The sequence below is a fragment of the Pseudomonas sp. EA_65y_Pfl2_P78 genome, from assembly GCF_963970495.1.
GTDB classification, from domain to species: Bacteria; Pseudomonadota; Gammaproteobacteria; order Pseudomonadales; family Pseudomonadaceae; genus Aquipseudomonas; species Aquipseudomonas baetica_A.
Map to the genome: position 1 here is coordinate 68,146 of NZ_CAXAON010000004.1, position 15,672 is coordinate 83,817.

Annotated in this window: 16 protein-coding genes; all 16 read left to right on the top strand. The window is 59.8% G+C overall.

Features of this window, described 5'->3' with window-relative positions; all coding sequences use genetic code 11:
• The first annotated feature begins 14 nt into the window (after nucleotides 1-14).
• Nucleotides 15-371: a PilZ domain-containing protein gene (locus AACY02_RS05425; RefSeq protein WP_150651119.1), complete on the top strand. Its 357-nt coding sequence runs from the start codon at nucleotides 15-17 to the stop codon at nucleotides 369-371.
• 14 nt (nucleotides 372-385) lie between these two features.
• Nucleotides 386-1,171, top strand: coding sequence for a TatD family hydrolase (locus tag AACY02_RS05430; protein ID WP_339431075.1), 786 nt, complete (start codon nucleotides 386-388; stop codon nucleotides 1,169-1,171).
• 341 nt (nucleotides 1,172-1,512) lie between these two features.
• Complete coding sequence (locus tag AACY02_RS05435; protein WP_221729339.1) at nucleotides 1,513-2,154, top strand: TetR/AcrR family transcriptional regulator; 642 nt, start codon at nucleotides 1,513-1,515, stop codon at nucleotides 2,152-2,154.
• A 137-nt stretch (nucleotides 2,155-2,291) separates the two neighbouring features.
• Nucleotides 2,292-3,260, top strand: a complete 969-nt coding sequence (locus AACY02_RS05440; protein ID WP_339431076.1) for a GTP 3',8-cyclase MoaA — start codon at nucleotides 2,292-2,294, stop codon at nucleotides 3,258-3,260.
• 171 nt (nucleotides 3,261-3,431) lie between these two features.
• Nucleotides 3,432-4,037 (top strand): DUF4823 domain-containing protein, encoded by a 606-nt coding sequence (locus AACY02_RS05445; protein WP_339431077.1) that lies wholly within the window; start codon nucleotides 3,432-3,434, stop codon nucleotides 4,035-4,037.
• 15 nt (nucleotides 4,038-4,052) lie between these two features.
• Nucleotides 4,053-4,613: a DUF1285 domain-containing protein gene (locus AACY02_RS05450; protein ID WP_339431078.1), complete on the top strand. Its 561-nt coding sequence runs from the start codon at nucleotides 4,053-4,055 to the stop codon at nucleotides 4,611-4,613.
• Between the two features lie 132 nt (nucleotides 4,614-4,745).
• Entirely contained in the window at nucleotides 4,746-5,462 is a 717-nt protein-coding gene (locus AACY02_RS05455) for a FadR/GntR family transcriptional regulator (protein ID WP_339431079.1), read from the top strand.
• A gap of 70 nt (nucleotides 5,463-5,532) precedes the next feature.
• Nucleotides 5,533-6,408 (top strand): SMP-30/gluconolactonase/LRE family protein, encoded by an 876-nt coding sequence (locus AACY02_RS05460; RefSeq protein WP_339431080.1) that lies wholly within the window; start codon nucleotides 5,533-5,535, stop codon nucleotides 6,406-6,408.
• A 270-nt stretch (nucleotides 6,409-6,678) separates the two neighbouring features.
• Nucleotides 6,679-7,497, top strand: a complete 819-nt coding sequence (locus tag AACY02_RS05465) for an SDR family oxidoreductase (protein WP_339431081.1) — start codon at nucleotides 6,679-6,681, stop codon at nucleotides 7,495-7,497.
• 145 nt (nucleotides 7,498-7,642) lie between these two features.
• Nucleotides 7,643-8,647: a substrate-binding domain-containing protein gene (locus AACY02_RS05470; RefSeq protein ID WP_339431082.1), complete on the top strand. Its 1,005-nt coding sequence runs from the start codon at nucleotides 7,643-7,645 to the stop codon at nucleotides 8,645-8,647.
• A 54-nt stretch (nucleotides 8,648-8,701) separates the two neighbouring features.
• On the top strand, nucleotides 8,702-10,246 hold the full coding sequence (araG, locus tag AACY02_RS05475) for an L-arabinose ABC transporter ATP-binding protein AraG (protein WP_339431083.1): 1,545 nt from the start codon (nucleotides 8,702-8,704) through the stop codon (nucleotides 10,244-10,246).
• 12 nt (nucleotides 10,247-10,258) lie between these two features.
• Complete coding sequence (gene araH, locus AACY02_RS05480) at nucleotides 10,259-11,227, top strand: L-arabinose ABC transporter permease AraH (protein ID WP_339431084.1); 969 nt, start codon at nucleotides 10,259-10,261, stop codon at nucleotides 11,225-11,227.
• A 184-nt stretch (nucleotides 11,228-11,411) separates the two neighbouring features.
• Nucleotides 11,412-12,125 carry a GntR family transcriptional regulator gene (locus AACY02_RS05485; protein WP_339431085.1) on the top strand — a complete coding sequence of 238 codons (714 nt, stop codon included), beginning with the start codon at nucleotides 11,412-11,414 and terminating at the stop codon, nucleotides 12,123-12,125.
• On the top strand, nucleotides 12,122-13,120 hold the full coding sequence (locus tag AACY02_RS05490) for an ADP-ribosylglycohydrolase family protein (RefSeq protein ID WP_339431086.1): 999 nt from the start codon (nucleotides 12,122-12,124) through the stop codon (nucleotides 13,118-13,120). Before AACY02_RS05485 ends, AACY02_RS05490 begins: the two co-directional genes overlap by 4 nt.
• A 159-nt stretch (nucleotides 13,121-13,279) precedes the next feature.
• Nucleotides 13,280-14,746 (top strand): purine-cytosine permease family protein, encoded by a 1,467-nt coding sequence (locus AACY02_RS05495; protein WP_339431087.1) that lies wholly within the window; start codon nucleotides 13,280-13,282, stop codon nucleotides 14,744-14,746.
• The gene (locus AACY02_RS05500; RefSeq protein WP_339431088.1) at nucleotides 14,739-15,659 is read left to right on the top strand and encodes a PfkB family carbohydrate kinase; all 921 of its coding nucleotides are present in this window, start codon (nucleotides 14,739-14,741) and stop codon (nucleotides 15,657-15,659) included. Before AACY02_RS05495 ends, AACY02_RS05500 begins: the two co-directional genes overlap by 8 nt.
• Nucleotides 15,660-15,672 lie beyond the last annotated feature (13 nt).

A 15,672-nucleotide genomic window follows, 5' to 3' on the forward strand; every position in this document is an offset into this window, starting at 1 on the left:
CAGTGGAGGTCAACATGAACGAACCTGTCAGCCCCGGGCCGCGCAACGGCATTTTGTCCCTGACCATCAAGGACAAATCCGTGCTTTATGCCGCTTATATGCCGTTCATCAAGAACGGTGGTCTGTTCATCCCGACCAACAAGAGCTACAAGTTGGGCGATGAGGTGTTCATGCTGCTGAACCTGATGGATGAAGCGGAAAAGATTCCGGTCGCCGGCAAGGTCGCCTGGATCACCCCCAAAGGTGCGCAAGGCAACCGCGCCGCCGGTGTCGGCGTTCAGTTCAACGAGGGCGACAACACGGCCCGTAGTCGCATCGAAACCCATCTGGCCGGAGCGCTGAAATCCGACCGTCCCACTCATACGATGTAAGTAGCTGCCTTTTTATGCTCGTAGATTCCCATTGTCACCTTGATCGCCTTGACCTCGCTGCCCATGACGGCTCGCTGGATGCTGCACTGGATGCCGCTCGCGAGCGCGGGGTCGGGCACTTTCTGTGCATCGGCGTGAGTGCCGATAACGCTGCCGACGTCAAAGCCCTTGCTGAGCGTTATGACGACATTGATTGCTCGGTTGGCGTGCATCCGCTGGACGTACAGCCTGGCGCGGCGCCAGCGCTGGACTGGCTGTTGCACGAACTCAATCATCCGAAAGTGGTGGCGATTGGTGAAACCGGTCTGGATTACCACTACGAACCGGAAGCCGCCGAGCTGCAGCAAGAGTCGTTCCGTCTGCACTTGCAGGCCGCGCAGCAGACCGGCAAACCGGTGATCATCCACACCCGCGGTGCCCGCGCCGATACCCTTGCGCTGCTGCGCGAGGCGGCGCTGCCCCAAGCAGGGGTGCTGCATTGCTTTACCGAAGATTGGGACATGGCGAAAGCTGCGTTGGACATGGGTTATTACATTTCCTTGTCCGGCATCGTCACGTTCCGCAATGCTGACGCGTTGCGCGATGTGGCGAGCAAAGTCCCGGCCGATCGCCTGCTGGTCGAAACCGACTCGCCGTACCTGGCGCCTGTCCCTTATCGCGGCAAACCGAACCTGCCCCAGTACGTGCGCGAAGTGGCAGAGTTTCTGGCGATGCTGCGTGGCGAAAACTACGAGCGTTTTGCCGAGCAGACCACCGAAAACTTCAAGCGTCTGTTCCCGCAGGCCCATGTAAAAGCCTGAATCGCAGGCAAAAAAAACCCGGGTTCTGGGGGGTGAATCCGGGTTAAGACCATTAGGAGTAAAACAAAGGCACGCGGTCCTTTGGTACCTTTATCGGCCCGGCACTTGGGGGAGATGCCGCCCGACAGTTCAAGTATTGATCAGTCTGGCGTGCAGTCCAGTTAGCCGGTCGGGGTTTTTAAACAAATTTGGAATACGTTTGCTTCAGTTGAGTTCTCATTACCCCCCAAACGTTCGCAAAATGAACAAGAAACACAGATATGGTCGGATGATCCGTGCATTTTTGTGCAAGTTAGGCATAATACGCGGCTTCGAATTTTGACCCCAACAGACCTTTTCTTATGCACAAAGAACCTCGTAAGGTCCGTGAGTTTCGTCGCCGCGAGCAAGAAATTCTCGATACCGCGCTCAAGCTGTTCCTCGAACAAGGTGAAGACAGTGTCACCGTCGAGATGATTGCTGATGCCGTGGGTATCGGCAAAGGCACGATCTACAAGCATTTCAAGTCCAAGGCCGAGATTTATCTGCGCCTGATGCTCGATTACGAGCGCGATTTGAATGAGCTGCTGCATTCGGCCGACGTCGACAAGGACAAAGAAGCGCTGTCCCGTGCCTACTTCGAATTCCGCATGCGCGACCCGCAGCGCTATCGTCTGTTCGATCGCCTCGAAGAGAAGGTGGTCAAGGGCAATCAGGTGCCGGAGATGGTCGAGGAGCTGCACAAGATCCGTGCCTCGAACTTCGAGCGCCTGACCTTGCTGATCAAGGGGCGTATCAGCGAAGGCAAGCTCGAAGACGTGCCGCCGTACTTCCACTACTGCGCGTCCTGGGCGCTGGTGCATGGCGCAGTCGCGCTGTATCACTCGCCGTTCTGGAGCAATGTGCTGGAAGATCAGGAAGGTTTCTTCCAGTTCCTGATGGACATCGGCGTGCGCATGGGTAACAAGCGCAAGCGCGATCCGGAAATCCCTCCAGGCAGTTGAGCCATTCAGTTGCCTTATTGCGTCATGTTTTCGCTACATGACGCAGTACCGCAGGAATATACTCAGGCATAGGGCTTGCTAAAACTTGATTTGTGAGTCAAGTTTTAGCGGCTCGATTTTCTATTGCCGGAGTGATCATGATCGTTGACCGTCAAGGCAGGCGTTTTCGCAATTTGCGGATCAGTCTGACTTCAGCCTGCAATTACGCTTGTACCTACTGCGTGCCTGACGGCAAGCGGTTGGTGGCTGCGCAGGATGAACTGTCGGCCGAAGCCATGGCGCGCGGCGTGGCGTATCTGATCGAGGCCGCGGGTATCGAGCGGCTGCGCATCACCGGTGGCGAACCGCTGGTCAGCCCCAAACTTGAATCGTTCATGACGGCTGTCGGCAAGATGGGCCTGGACGACATCAGCCTGACGACCAACGGTCAACTCCTCGCGAAAAAACTCCCTTTGTTGGTAGATGCCGGTCTGCGGCGCATCAACGTGTCCCTTGATACCCTCGACGCCAGTGCGTTCCGTAGCATCGCTCGTGGCGGCGATCTCGCTACCGTGCTTGATGGGATGAATCAGGCTGCAGCGGCGGGAATGAAGATCAAGGTCAACATGGTGCCGTTGCGGGGGCAGAACCTCGATCAGGTGATGCCGTTGCTTGATTACTGCCTGGAACGCGGATTTGAGCTGCGTTTTATCGAGCTGATGCGAATGGGCCACCTGGCCAAAGATTCCAATGCCTTCCTGCAACAGTTCGTCAGCCTGCAGCAACTGCTGAGCCTGATTGGCGAGCGCTACGAATACGCGCAAACCGACGCGCCTGTGGATGCCACGGCCGTGCGTTACGCGATTCCCGGGGTGGGCAACTTCGGTGTGATCGCTAACGAAAGCGTACCGTTCTGCCGTACCTGTTCGCGTCTGCGTTTGTCGTCGACTGGCTGGCTGCATGGCTGCCTGTCGTCGAGCAACCGCCACTATGTCGGTGATTTACTCGACAAACCGCGGCACCAGGCATTGCCGGCGTTGCAGCGCTTACTGGTCAAGGCGTTGGGCGACAAGCAGGAAGTCGCGTTTTCTGGCGGCGCGACTGTCATGAAGATTATCGGCGGCTGACATACCGCATTGGCGAGCAAGCCCGCTCCCGCATTTGGAATGCCTTCCACTTGTGGGAGCGGGCTTGCTCGCCAATGCGTTGTATAACTCGATAAAGTTCGTGATCTGGCGCAAAAGCTGCATCCAACGGCCATTCGCCGGTTTTCCGTCACCGGCTTCTGGAGGATGAGGATGCGTAGCCTGGTTTTGCTGCTGGCCGTTTTGGCGCTTGGCGGCTGTATGACTGTCAGCGATATGGCCGAGGGCACTCGCTATCAGATGAGCGACGCGGGGCTGCTGGATCACAGTGACAGTCGCCGTGTGAACAACTTCCGCATTCAGCCGGACTCGTTCATCTACATCGCTCAGGGTGCGTTTGCGCCGCCGGGCGGTTCCTATCCGCGGCCAAACGTGGTGGCTGAAGAAGCCTTCAAGGGCTTTGTCGAATACTTTCCGATGGTACGCCGCGCGCGTGCGCCGGAAGGCCTCGATCAGGCGATGGGCGAAGCCCGCGATGCCGGCGCTCACTACTTGCTGTACACGCGTTTCGCCAAGTCTGATGACCGTATCGGCAACTCTGATGAGTGGCTCGATCAGGAGGCGGTGGATCGCCTCGGCATCGACGGTGGCGTGATTCAGATCATGTTGATCGAGACCAGCACCCAGTATTTGATTGATACTGCACGGATCAAGAGTCGTGGCGGTTTACTGACGTTCCACGACAACAAACCTGAAGACCTGATCGGCCCGCCACTGGCGCAGTATGCGCGCAGCCTGCTGGGGATCGGCGACCAATAAACCAAGGAGTACGCCATGAGTGGCCCGCAAAAAGCCAATGACCTGTTGGGACAGATTCCCAAAACCAAAGGCCTGCCGCCGGTGCATTTGTGGAACCCGGAGTTTTGCGGCGACATCGACATGCGCATCGCCCGGGACGGCACCTGGTACTACCTGGGCACGCCGATCGGGCGAAAGCCAATGGTCAAACTGTTCTCCACGATCATCCGCCGCGATGGCGATGATTACTTCCTGATTACTCCGGTTGAGAAGGTCGGGATCAAGGTCGACGATGCACCGTTCGTGGCGATTGCCGTGGAGGTTGAAGGTGAGGGCGAGGCGCAGGTGCTTCGCTTTATCACCAATGTCGACGAGACCGCCGAGGCGGGGCCGGAACATGCGATCCGCGTCGAGATCGACCCCCTCACGCAAGAACCTGCGCCGTATGTGCATGTACGAACCAACCTTGAGGCGTTGATCCACCGCAATGTGTTTTATCAATTGGTAGAACTGGCGGTCAGCCGCGAAATTGACGGCCAGCGCTGGCTCGGGGTTTGGAGCGGCGGCGAGTTCTTTCGCATTGGTCTTGAGCCTTAACAAAAATCCAAATGTGGGAGCGAGCAAGCCCGCTCCCACACTGGTTTTCGTGTTAGCTGACAAAATCTGATTTGACACCCAATCGTATGATGATTAGCGTAGGCACCCATCGCGAACCGCTTTGAGGTGTCCATGTCCAGCAGCTTTCATGCGTCCACGGTTGACTGGCTGGGCAGTTGGATCGCCGCCGGCCAGGTAAAGCCGGGGCAGTCCATCAAGGTCGAGGCTGATCTCGGCGAGCAACTCGGCGTCAGTCGTACGGTCATCCGCGAAGCCATCAAAACCCTCGTCGCCAAAGGCATGCTCGAAGTCGGGCCAAAGGTCGGCACGCGGGTATTGCCGGTGCGGCGCTGGAACCTGTTCGATCCGCAAGTCGTCGGTTGGCTGTCACGCAACGGGCTGCCGGAAAACTTCGTCGATGACTTGCTCGACCTGCGCCGCACCATTGAGCCCATGGCCGTGCGCTGGGCTTGCGAGCGGGCGACCCTTGATCAGATCCAGGCCGTGCAACTGGCCTATAACGCTCTCGAGCGTGCGGTCGACAGTGGCACGGATTACAACCGCGCCGACCAGTCCTTCCACGAATGCATTCTTGCCGCCAGCCATAACCAGTTCATCGAACAAATGGTGCCGGCCCTCGGCGCATTGCTGGCGGTATCGTTTGAAGTGTCCGCCGCCGACCCCGATGAACTGCGCCGCACCTTGCCGATCCACAAAGACATGGCCGACGCCATCGCCGCTCGCGATTGCGCACGCGGTGTGTGGGCCTGCATGACCCTGATCGATAACGCGGATCTGGCGATCAAGCGCTTTTACCCGCAAGTCATGGCCGACAAAAAAGCCAGCTGAAACCCACACATTCCTCTGTGGGGGCCAGCCCACTCCCACATTGAAAACAAGAATGACCAAAGGAATTGCCATGACGTGGACTGCCGTTACCCAACACCGCGCCCAACTCGGTGAAGGCCCTTTCTGGGATGCCCCGACCCAGGCGCTGTACTGGGTTGATATTGCCGGCAAGCAAGCCCTGCGCCTGATCGGCCAGAATGTGCAGATCTGGCAGATGCCAGAACACATTTCCGCGTTCATCCCGTGCAACAGCGGCGATGCCCTGGTGACCCTCAGCAGTGGCGTCTATCGACTCGATCTCGACTCCCCCGGCCTTGAACCGCGACTGACCCTGTTCTGCATCGCCGACCCGCAACCCGGCAACCGCCCCAACGAAGCGCGCTGTGATGCTCAGGGCTGCTTGTGGCTCGGCACCATGCAGAACAACATCGGCGAACAGGGCGAAGATCTGCCGATTATCCGCCGCTCCGGTGGCCTGTTCCGTATCGATCCGGATAAACGCGTCACGCCGTTGTTGCGCGGATTGGGCATTCCCAACACGTTGCTGTGGAGCGACGACGGCACAACGCTGCTGTTCGGCGACAGCCTCGACAGCACCCTCTATCGCTATTTCATCCACACCGACGGCAACCTCGACACCGCTTACATCTGGTACGGCCCCGATCAACAGGGCGGCCCGGACGGTTCGGCAATGGACGCAGAAGGTTATGTATGGAATGCGCGTTGGGACGGCAGCTGCCTCTTGCGACTGACGCCTGAAGGCAAGGTTGATCGCAAAATCGATCTGCCGGTCAGCCGCCCGACCAGTTGCGTATTCGGTGGTGAAGACCTGAAAACCCTTTACATCACCAGCGCCAAGAGCCCGCGCAACCACCCGCTGGACGGTGCTGTGCTATCGATGCGGGTTGATGTTGCAGGAAAACGCTGTACGCGATTTGCAGGCTAGATCCCAAAATATGGGATGAGAAATTATATATTGAGATTATTTGGCGGTCGGGTTTATAGTCGGCTCCAGCAGTAACACGCACTCACACTTAAAAAGAACAAAACAGGTGAAGTGATGCAGCGAATGTCTATTGCACTCCCATGTGGAGTCCGCGTCTCGCAACGGCCCGATACCGTTGCCCGCGCCTGCCTGTTTTGTTCCAAACGCCTTCCAGACCGGACATCGTCAGATGCCCGGTTTTTTTGCGCTTGCGAACAGGAGTCCTGATCCATGGCTGAACCACTTACCCTGCCGCCGGTGCCCGCGCCGCCGAAGGGCGAGCGTCTGAAAAACAAAGTTGTGCTGCTCACCGGTGCCGCCCAAGGCATTGGCGAAGCCATCGTCGCGACCTTCGCTGCGCAGCAAGCGAAACTGCTGATCAGCGATATTCAGGGTGAGAAGGTCGAGCAGGTTGCAGCCCATTGGCGCCAACAGGGCTACGACGTTCAGGCGATCAGGGCTGATGTGTCGCGCCAGCAGGACCTGCACACCATGGCCAGACGCGCGGTCGAGTTGCACGGCCGCATCGACGTGCTGGTCAATTGCGCCGGGGTCAACGTGTTCCGGGATCCGCTGGAAATGACTGAAGAGGACTGGCGCCGTTGTTTTGCCATCGACCTCGACGGCGCCTGGTATGGCTGCAAAGCGGTACTGCCGCAGATGATCGAGCAGGGCATCGGCAGCATCATCAACATCGCCTCGACCCATTCGAGCCACATCATTCCCGGCTGTTTCCCGTACCCGGTGGCCAAGCACGGCCTGCTCGGGCTGACGCGTGCGCTGGGCATCGAGTACGCGGCGCAGGGTATTCGCGTCAACGCCATTGCGCCGGGCTACATCGAGACTCAATTGAACGTCGATTACTGGAACGGTTTCGCCGATCCGCACGCCGAGCGTCAACGCGCTTTCGATCTGCGCCCGCCCAAACGCATCGGTCAGCCGATTGAAGTGGCAATGACGGCGGTGTTTCTGGCAAGCGATGAAGCACCCTTTATCAATGCCTCGTGCATCACCGTCGATGGTGGTCGCTCGGTGATGTACCACGACTGACTGATTGGGTTTTCGCGCGGATAAGTCCGTCTGAAATCCAATCATCATACGATATGACTATTTTCTACAGGCTTTGCAGGAACCCGCTTCAACCGCTTTAACGCTTTTCAAATATTGCTCAAAAAAAATAACAAGGAGTCAGCTTATGAAACGTCGTTTCGGGATTCGTACCCTGTGCAGTGCCGCCCTGGCGGTCACCGCGTTCAGTCTGAGCAGTTCGCTGCTCGCTGCCGATACCGTGAAGATCGGCTTTTTGGTCAAACAGGCCGAAGAGCCGTGGTTCCAGACCGAATGGGCCTTCGCCGAGAAAGCCGCCAAGGACAAAGGGTTTGAACTGATCAAGATTGCCGTGCCGGATGGCGAAAAAACCCTGTCGGCCATCGACAGCCTCGCGGCCAACGGTGCCAAGGGCTTCGTGATCTGCCCGCCGGACGTGTCCCTGGGCCCGGCGATCATGGCCAAAGCCAAAAGGAATGACCTCAAAGTAATTGCCGTGGACGACCGCTTCGTCGACGCCAACGGCAAGTTCATGGAAGACGTGCCGTACCTGGGCATGGCCGCGTTCGAAGTCGGCCAGAAGCAAGGCGCCGCCATGGCCGCCGAAGCCAAGAAACGTAACTGGGACTGGAAAGATACGTACGCGGTGGTCAACACCTACAACGAACTCGACACCGGCAAGAAGCGCACCGACGGCTCGGTCAAATCCCTCGAAGAGGCGGGCATGCCCAAAGACCATATTCTGTTCGCAGCCCTGAAGACCCTCGACGTACCGGGCAGCATGGACGCCACCAACTCGGCGCTGGTGAAACTGCCGAGCGCGGCGAAGAACCTGATCATCGGCGGCATGAACGACAACACCGTGCTCGGCGGCGTACGCGCCACCGAAGCCGCCGGTTTTGCTGCGGCTAACGTGATCGGCATCGGCATCAACGGCACCGACGCGATCGGCGAGCTGAAAAAGCCCAACAGTGGCTTCTACGGTTCGATGCTGCCGAGCCCGCACATCGAAGGCTACAAGACCGCCGAGATGATGTACGAGTGGGTCACCACCGGCAAAGAGCCGCCGAAGTACACCGCCATGGACGACGTCACCCTGATCACCCGCGAGAACTTCAAGCAAGAGCTGGAAAAAATCGGTTTGTGGAACTGACGCAGCAACGGCCCGGGTAGCCGGGCCGTTTGATCGGTGTGATGAGGTGGCTTTATGCACGCGCAAGTACAGACACAAGAACACAGCATGGGCGCCAGCCTGCGCTTCAACGGGATCGGCAAAACCTTTCCCGGCGTCAAAGCGCTGGATGGCATCAGTTTCGTCGCGCATCCGGGGCAGGTTCATGCCTTGATGGGCGAGAACGGCGCCGGCAAATCGACCTTGCTGAAAATCCTCGGTGGCGCTTACATCCCGAGCAGCGGTGAGTTGCAGATCGGCGACCGGACGATGGCTTTCAAATCGACTGCCGACAGTATCGGCAACGGTGTCGCGGTGATTCACCAGGAGCTGCATCTGGTGCCGGAAATGACCGTCGCCGAGAACCTGTTTCTCGGGCATCTGCCGGCCAGTTTCGGTTTGATCAATCGCGGTGCGCTGCGCCAGCAAGCCTTGAGTTGCCTCAAAGGTCTGGCTGACGAAATCGATCCGCAGACCAAGGTCGGTCGCTTGTCACTCGGTCAGCGGCAACTGGTGGAAATCGCCAAGGCGTTGTCGCGCGGCGCCCATGTGATCGCGTTCGACGAACCCACCAGCAGCCTCTCGGCCCGTGAGATCGACCGCTTGATGGCGATCATCGGCCGTCTGCGCGACGAAGGCAAAGTCGTGCTTTACGTTTCCCATCGCATGGAGGAGGTGTTCCGCCTCTGCGATGCGGTAACGGTGTTCAAGGACGGCCGCTACGTGCGCACTTTTGACGACATGAGCCAGTTGACCCACGATCAACTGGTGACCTGCATGGTCGGGCGCGACATTCAGGACATCTACGATTACCGCAATCGTCCACGCGGTGCCGTGGCGCTGAAGGTCGACGGTTTGCTCGGCCCGGGCCTGCGTGAACCGATCAGTTTCGAGGCGCACAAGGGCGAGATTCTTGGCTTGTTCGGGCTGGTCGGGGCAGGGCGCACCGAGTTATTTCGTTTGCTCAGTGGACTTGAGCGCCACACCGCCGGACGCCTCGAACTGCGCGGCCATGAACTGAAACTGCGCTCACCGCGCGACGCGATTGCCGCCGGGATCCTGTTGTGTCCAGAGGACCGCAAAAAGGAGGGCATCATCCCGCTGGCCAGCGTTGCCGAGAACATCAACATCAGCGCGCGCGGCGCCCATTCGGGTCTCGGTTGCCTGTTGCGCGGGATGTGGGAGAAGGGCAACGCCGACAAGCAGATCAAGGCGTTGAAAGTCAAAACGCCCCACGCCGGCCAGCAGATCAAATTCCTCTCCGGCGGCAATCAGCAGAAGGCCATTCTCGGCCGCTGGTTGTCGATGCCGATGAAGGTTTTGCTGCTCGATGAACCGACTCGCGGCATCGACATCGGTGCCAAAGCGGAGATCTACCAGATCATCCATAACCTTGCCGCCGACGGTATTTCGGTGATCGTGGTGTCCAGCGACCTGATGGAAGTGATGGGGATTTCCGACCGCATTCTGGTGCTCTGCGAAGGCGCCCTGCGCGGCGAAGTCAGCCGCGAACAGGCCAATGAATCCAACCTGCTGCAACTGGCTTTGCCGCGCCACCGCGCTGACGGCGTGGCGAACTGAGAGGTGACTATGATGACAACCCAAAACGAAACCCTGCCCACCGAGCGCAAACCTTTGGACATGCGGCGCTTCCTCGATGACTGGGTCATGTTGCTGGCAGCGGTGGCCATCTTCGTCGCCTGCGCCTTGCTGATCGACAACTTCCTTTCGCCGCTGAACATGCGAGGGCTGGGCCTGGCAATTTCCACGACCGGCATCGCCGCCTGCACCATGCTCTATTGCCTGGCGTCGGGGCATTTCGACTTGTCGGTGGGGTCGGTGATTGCTTGCGCCGGGGTGGTGGCGGCGGTGGTCATGCGGGACACCGACAGCGTGTTCCTCGGGGTCAGTGCGGCGCTGTTGATGGGCCTGATTGTCGGCCTGATCAACGGGATCGTGATTGCCAAGTTGCGGGTCAACGCGTTGATCACCACGCTGGCGACCATGCAGATCGTGCGGGGGCTGGCGTACATTTTTGCCAACGGCAAAGCGGTGGGCGTGTCGCAGGAATCGTTCTTTGTTTTCGGTAACGGCCAGTTGTTCGGCGTGCCTGTGCCGATCGTGATCACCGTCGTTTGTTTTGTGTTTTTCGGCTGGCTGCTCAATTACACCACCTACGGTCGCAACACCATGGCCATCGGTGGCAACCAGGAAGCGGCGTTGCTGGCCGGGGTGAACGTTGATCGCACCAAGATAATCATCTTTGCCGTGCACGGTTTGATCGGTGCGTTGGCCGGGGTGATTCTGGCGTCGCGCATGACCTCCGGGCAGCCGATGATTGGTCAGGGTTTCGAGCTGACCGTGATCTCGGCGTGTGTGCTGGGCGGGGTATCGCTGAGCGGCGGGATCGGCATGATTCGGCATGTGATTGCCGGGGTGTTGATTCTGGCGATCATCGAGAATGCGATGAACCTGAAGAACATCGATACGTTCTACCAGTACGTGATCCGTGGATCGATTCTGCTCTTGGCTGTCGTAATCGACCGCCTCAAGCAACGCTGACCCCCCTCATCCTTGTGGGCGAGAGCCTGCTCGCGAAAGCGCTGAATCAGTCGCCGGAAATATTGACTGACCCGACGTCTTCGCGAGCAGGCTCGCACACAATGGACCGCAGCTTTCCCGCCTTCTGTCCAATCTCCAAAATTCCCCTTGCTTGGTCATGCCCGTTTCGGGTATCAATTTGTACATGATTAGACAGGTACGATTTGACAAGAAACAACGGGTGGTCGACGAACTCGTCCGGCGCATCGAAAGCGGCCTCATGGAGGACGGCGTTCTGTTGCCCGGCGAACATCAGTTGGCTCAAGAATTCAAAGTCAGCCGTGGCACATTGCGCGAAGCGCTCGCCGAACTGAAGCGGCGCAAGTACATCGCCACGCAAAGCGGTGTCGGCTCCATCGTCACATTTGACGGTGTGGCGCTTGACCAGCGCAGCGGCTGGGCGCAGGCACTGGCCGACAGCGGGGCGCTGATCAACACCCAAGTGTTGCGTCTGGAAGCCGTGACCCGGCCCGACTTGCTGGCGCGTTTCGGTACCGACCAGTTCATCACCCTCGACCGCCGTCGTCGCTCCAACGATGGCACGCTGGTGTCCCTCGAACGCTCATTGATGCCGGCCACCGGCGGCCTGGAAAGCCTGCCGCGCGTCGGTCTGATCGACAACTCCCTGACCATCACTCTGGCCGCCTATGGCTATATCGGCGAGCGCGGTGATCAGTGGATCGGTGCCGAACCGTTGAATGCCGAAGATGCCGAGTTGCTTGGCCGCCCGGTGGGCACGGTATTTCTCAAGGCCCTGCGCACCACCTACGACCGGCAGAACCGTTTCATGGAGCAGGTCGAAAGCCTGCTCGATCCGGTGCATTTCCGTCTTCACCTGCAGTTTGGAGAGTCGAAATGACCACGCTCAACCGTGCCCTCGGTGCTTTTTATGGCCTGGCCCTCGGTGATGCGCTGGGCATGCCGACGCAATCGCTGAACCGCGAAACGATCAAGGCCCGCTTCGGCCAGATCACTGATCTGCAGGATGCCGGCCCGCTGCAACCGATTGCCGCGAACATGCCCAAGGGGTCAATCACCGACGACACCGAACAGGCGATTCTGGTCGGCCAGTTGCTGGTCGAAGGCAACGGTCGCATCGAGCCTGCGCTACTGGCGCAACGACTGATCGAGTGGGAAGCCGAGATGCAGGCCAAAGGCTCTCAGGACCTGCTCGGCCCATCGACCAAGCGCGCCATCGAAATGATCCTCGCCGGCCATTCGCCGGAAGAAGCTGGGCGTTACGGCACGACCAATGGCGCGGCGATGCGCATTACCCCGGTGGGGATCGCGGCGAATGTCGCCGACCCTGAGCGCTTTATCGCGGCGGTGGTGCAGGCCTGTCAGGTTACCCACAACACCACGCTGGGCATCTCCAGTGCGGCGGCGGTGGCCGCGGTGGTGTCAGCCGGGATCAATGGCATGGATCTGGGCGAGGCGTTGAACCTCGGCCAGCAGATCGCTCAGCAAGCGCAATCTCACGGTCACTGGGTGGCCGGTGGGCGCATGGCTTCGCGTATCAGTTGGGCGCGCACCATCAGCGTCGACAGCGACAAGGCGCTGCTGGCCGATCTGCTCTACGACGTGATCGGCACTTCGGTGGCCTCGCAAGAGTCGGTGGTGGTGTCGTTTGCGCTGGCGCAGCAAGTGGCCGTCGGCGAGATGAGCGCGTTTGATGCGCTGTGCATGGCGGCCAGTCTGGGCGGCGACACTGACACCATCGCAGCGATGCTCGGGGCGATGCTCGGGGCCTGCCTGGGTCTTGAGAGTTGGCCTGCGCCGATGATTGCAACGGTCAAAGCCGTCAACGATCTGGAGCTTGAGCCTTTGGTGCAAGGGCTGTTGGCCCTGCGCTGATTGAACTGACGCCATCGCGGGCTTGCTCGCGAATGGATCACCGCATTCTTGAATTTTCAACCCGCAATGGATCGCACGGACAGGCCCAGGACGGCCGGGGATGTCTAGTTGTTTCGCGTCATTGCCACAACCACAAAAAAGGCAAACAGGAGCACTTTCATGAGTTCATCAAACGTCGGGCAAAGCGCCGGGCAACTGGAAACACGCGGCATCGAACCGGTCCCGGAAGCCGAGTGCAACGGCCACCCGCTGCAATTGTTCTGGGTCTGGTTCGCGGCCAACATTTCCATTCTCGGCTTGCCGCTGGGCGCGACGCTGGTGGCATTTCGCGGGTTGGCGATCTGGCAGGCGATCATCGTCGCGATCATCGGTGCCGCCGGTTCGTTTGCGGTGGTCGGGATCATCTCCATTGCCGGTCGTCGTGGCCGCGCGCCGAGCCTGACCTTGTCGCGGGCGATCTTCGGTGTGCGCGGCAACATCGGCCCGACCCTGGTCTCGCTGATGTCGCGTCTGGGTTGGGAAACCGTCAACACCACCACCGCCGCATTCGTGCTGCTGTCGCTGTGTTCGATCCTGTTCGGCTCGCCGGTCGAGGCAAAAAGTGCCCCGCTGCTGACGTTGATCTTCATCGCGATTTTCGTGCTGCTGACTCTGTCGGTTTCCGGTCTTGGCCACGCCACCTTGCTGGTCATCCAGAAGTGGGCGACCTACGTGTTCGGCGCGCTGAATATTCTGGTCGGCGGTTTCCTTTGCGCCACCATCGACTGGAGCGCGGTGTTCAACGCCACGCCAGCGCCGATGAGCGCCATGATGATCGGTATCGGTACCATGGCCGCCGGCACCGGGATCGGCTGGGCCAATGCCGGCGCCGACATGTCGCGCTATCAGCATCGCAGCGTCAACGCCGTGCGTCTTGTGGCGTCGGCGGCGTTCGGTGCGGGGATTCCGCTGGTGTTGCTGATCACCCTCGGCGGGCTGTTGTCGGTGGGCAATAACGACCTGGCATCGGCGACTGACCCGATCGTGGCGATCCGCGACATGCTGCCGACCTGGATGGCGGTGCCGTACCTGATCACCGCATTCGGTGGCCTGCTGCTGTCGAACAACCTGTCGGTGTACTCCGCCGGATTGACCACGCTGACCCTGGGCCTGAAGGTCAAACGCGTCTACGCAGTGGTGGTCGACATCGTCGCAATCTTCGCCGGTTCGATTTACTTCATGCTGATCGCTGACAGTTTCTACGGCCCGTTCATCACCTTCATTTCCCTGCTGGCGGTGCCGATCACCGCGTGGGTCGGGATCTTTGTGGTCGACCTGATCCATCGTCATTACTACAGCCCCCAAGACCTGCTCGACGTCAGCCCGAGCAGCGCCTACTGGTATCAAGGTGGGATCGAGTGGCGCGCATTCGGGGCGTGGGCGATGGCCATCGTGCTGGGTTTCAGTTTCACCACCATTGGCACCACCGCCGAAAACGTCTGGTTCAAGGGCTTCCTGTCCGATTCGTGGCTGGGCCACAACGGTCTCGGCTGGATCGTGACGTTCGTGGTGGCCGGTGGCATTTACTTCCTGCTCGGCGGGGCGAAAGATCGCCGCGCCGCGCTAGTCGAGAATGCTCATGCCTAAGATGTTGCACACCGGCCAGGTCATCATCGACCTGGTCATGGCCGTGGAAAAACTGCCGCAAGTCGGCGGTGACGTGCTGGCCCAGTCTGCCGGTTTCGAGGCCGGCGGCGGCTTCAATGTGATGGCGGCGGCTGTGCGTAATGGTCTGCCGGTTGTCTATCTCGGTCGTCACGGCACCGGGCGTTTCGGCGATCTGGCGCGTGATGCGATGAACGCTGAAGGCATTCACATCGGCATCAGCGCACCGGCGCAACGCGACACCGGTTTGTGTGTGGCGCTGACTGATGCTTCGGCCGAGCGCAGTTTCATTTCCTACATCGGTGCTGAGGGTGAGGTGACCGAGGCCGATTTGAACAGCGTGGCGGCCGAGGCGGGCGATTACGTCTATCTCAGCGGCTACAGCCTGCTGCACGAAGGCAAGGCCCAAGCCTTGCTCGACTGGACGCTGGCATTGCCGGCGTCGATCAGTGTGGTGTTCGATCCGGGGCCGCTCGTCGAATCGCCGGACTCGCCGCTGATGCAGGCGTTGTTGCCGCGCATCGACGTGTGGACCAGCAACAGCCTCGAAGCGCGGCGCTTTACCGGGGCTGAAGAGATTTCTGTTGCGCTTGATCGCCTCGCAGAATTCCTGCCCAGCGAGGTGCTGATGGTGGTGCGCGACGGGCCGCAAGGGTGCTGGTTTCAGCAGGCTGGCGAGCGTCGTCATGTCCCTGGGTTTGCCGTGAATGCGGTGGACAGCAATGGTGCCGGGGATGCCCATGCCGGGGTCTTTGTGGCCGGGTTGGCGCAGGGGCTTTCGGCATTTGACGCCGCACGGCGGGCGAATGCGGCCGCCGCATTGGCGGTGACTCGTTGGGGGCCGGCAACCGCGCCGCAGAGTGCTGAGGTGGATGCGTTGATCAGCGCAGGCTGATTCGGCCGTCCGC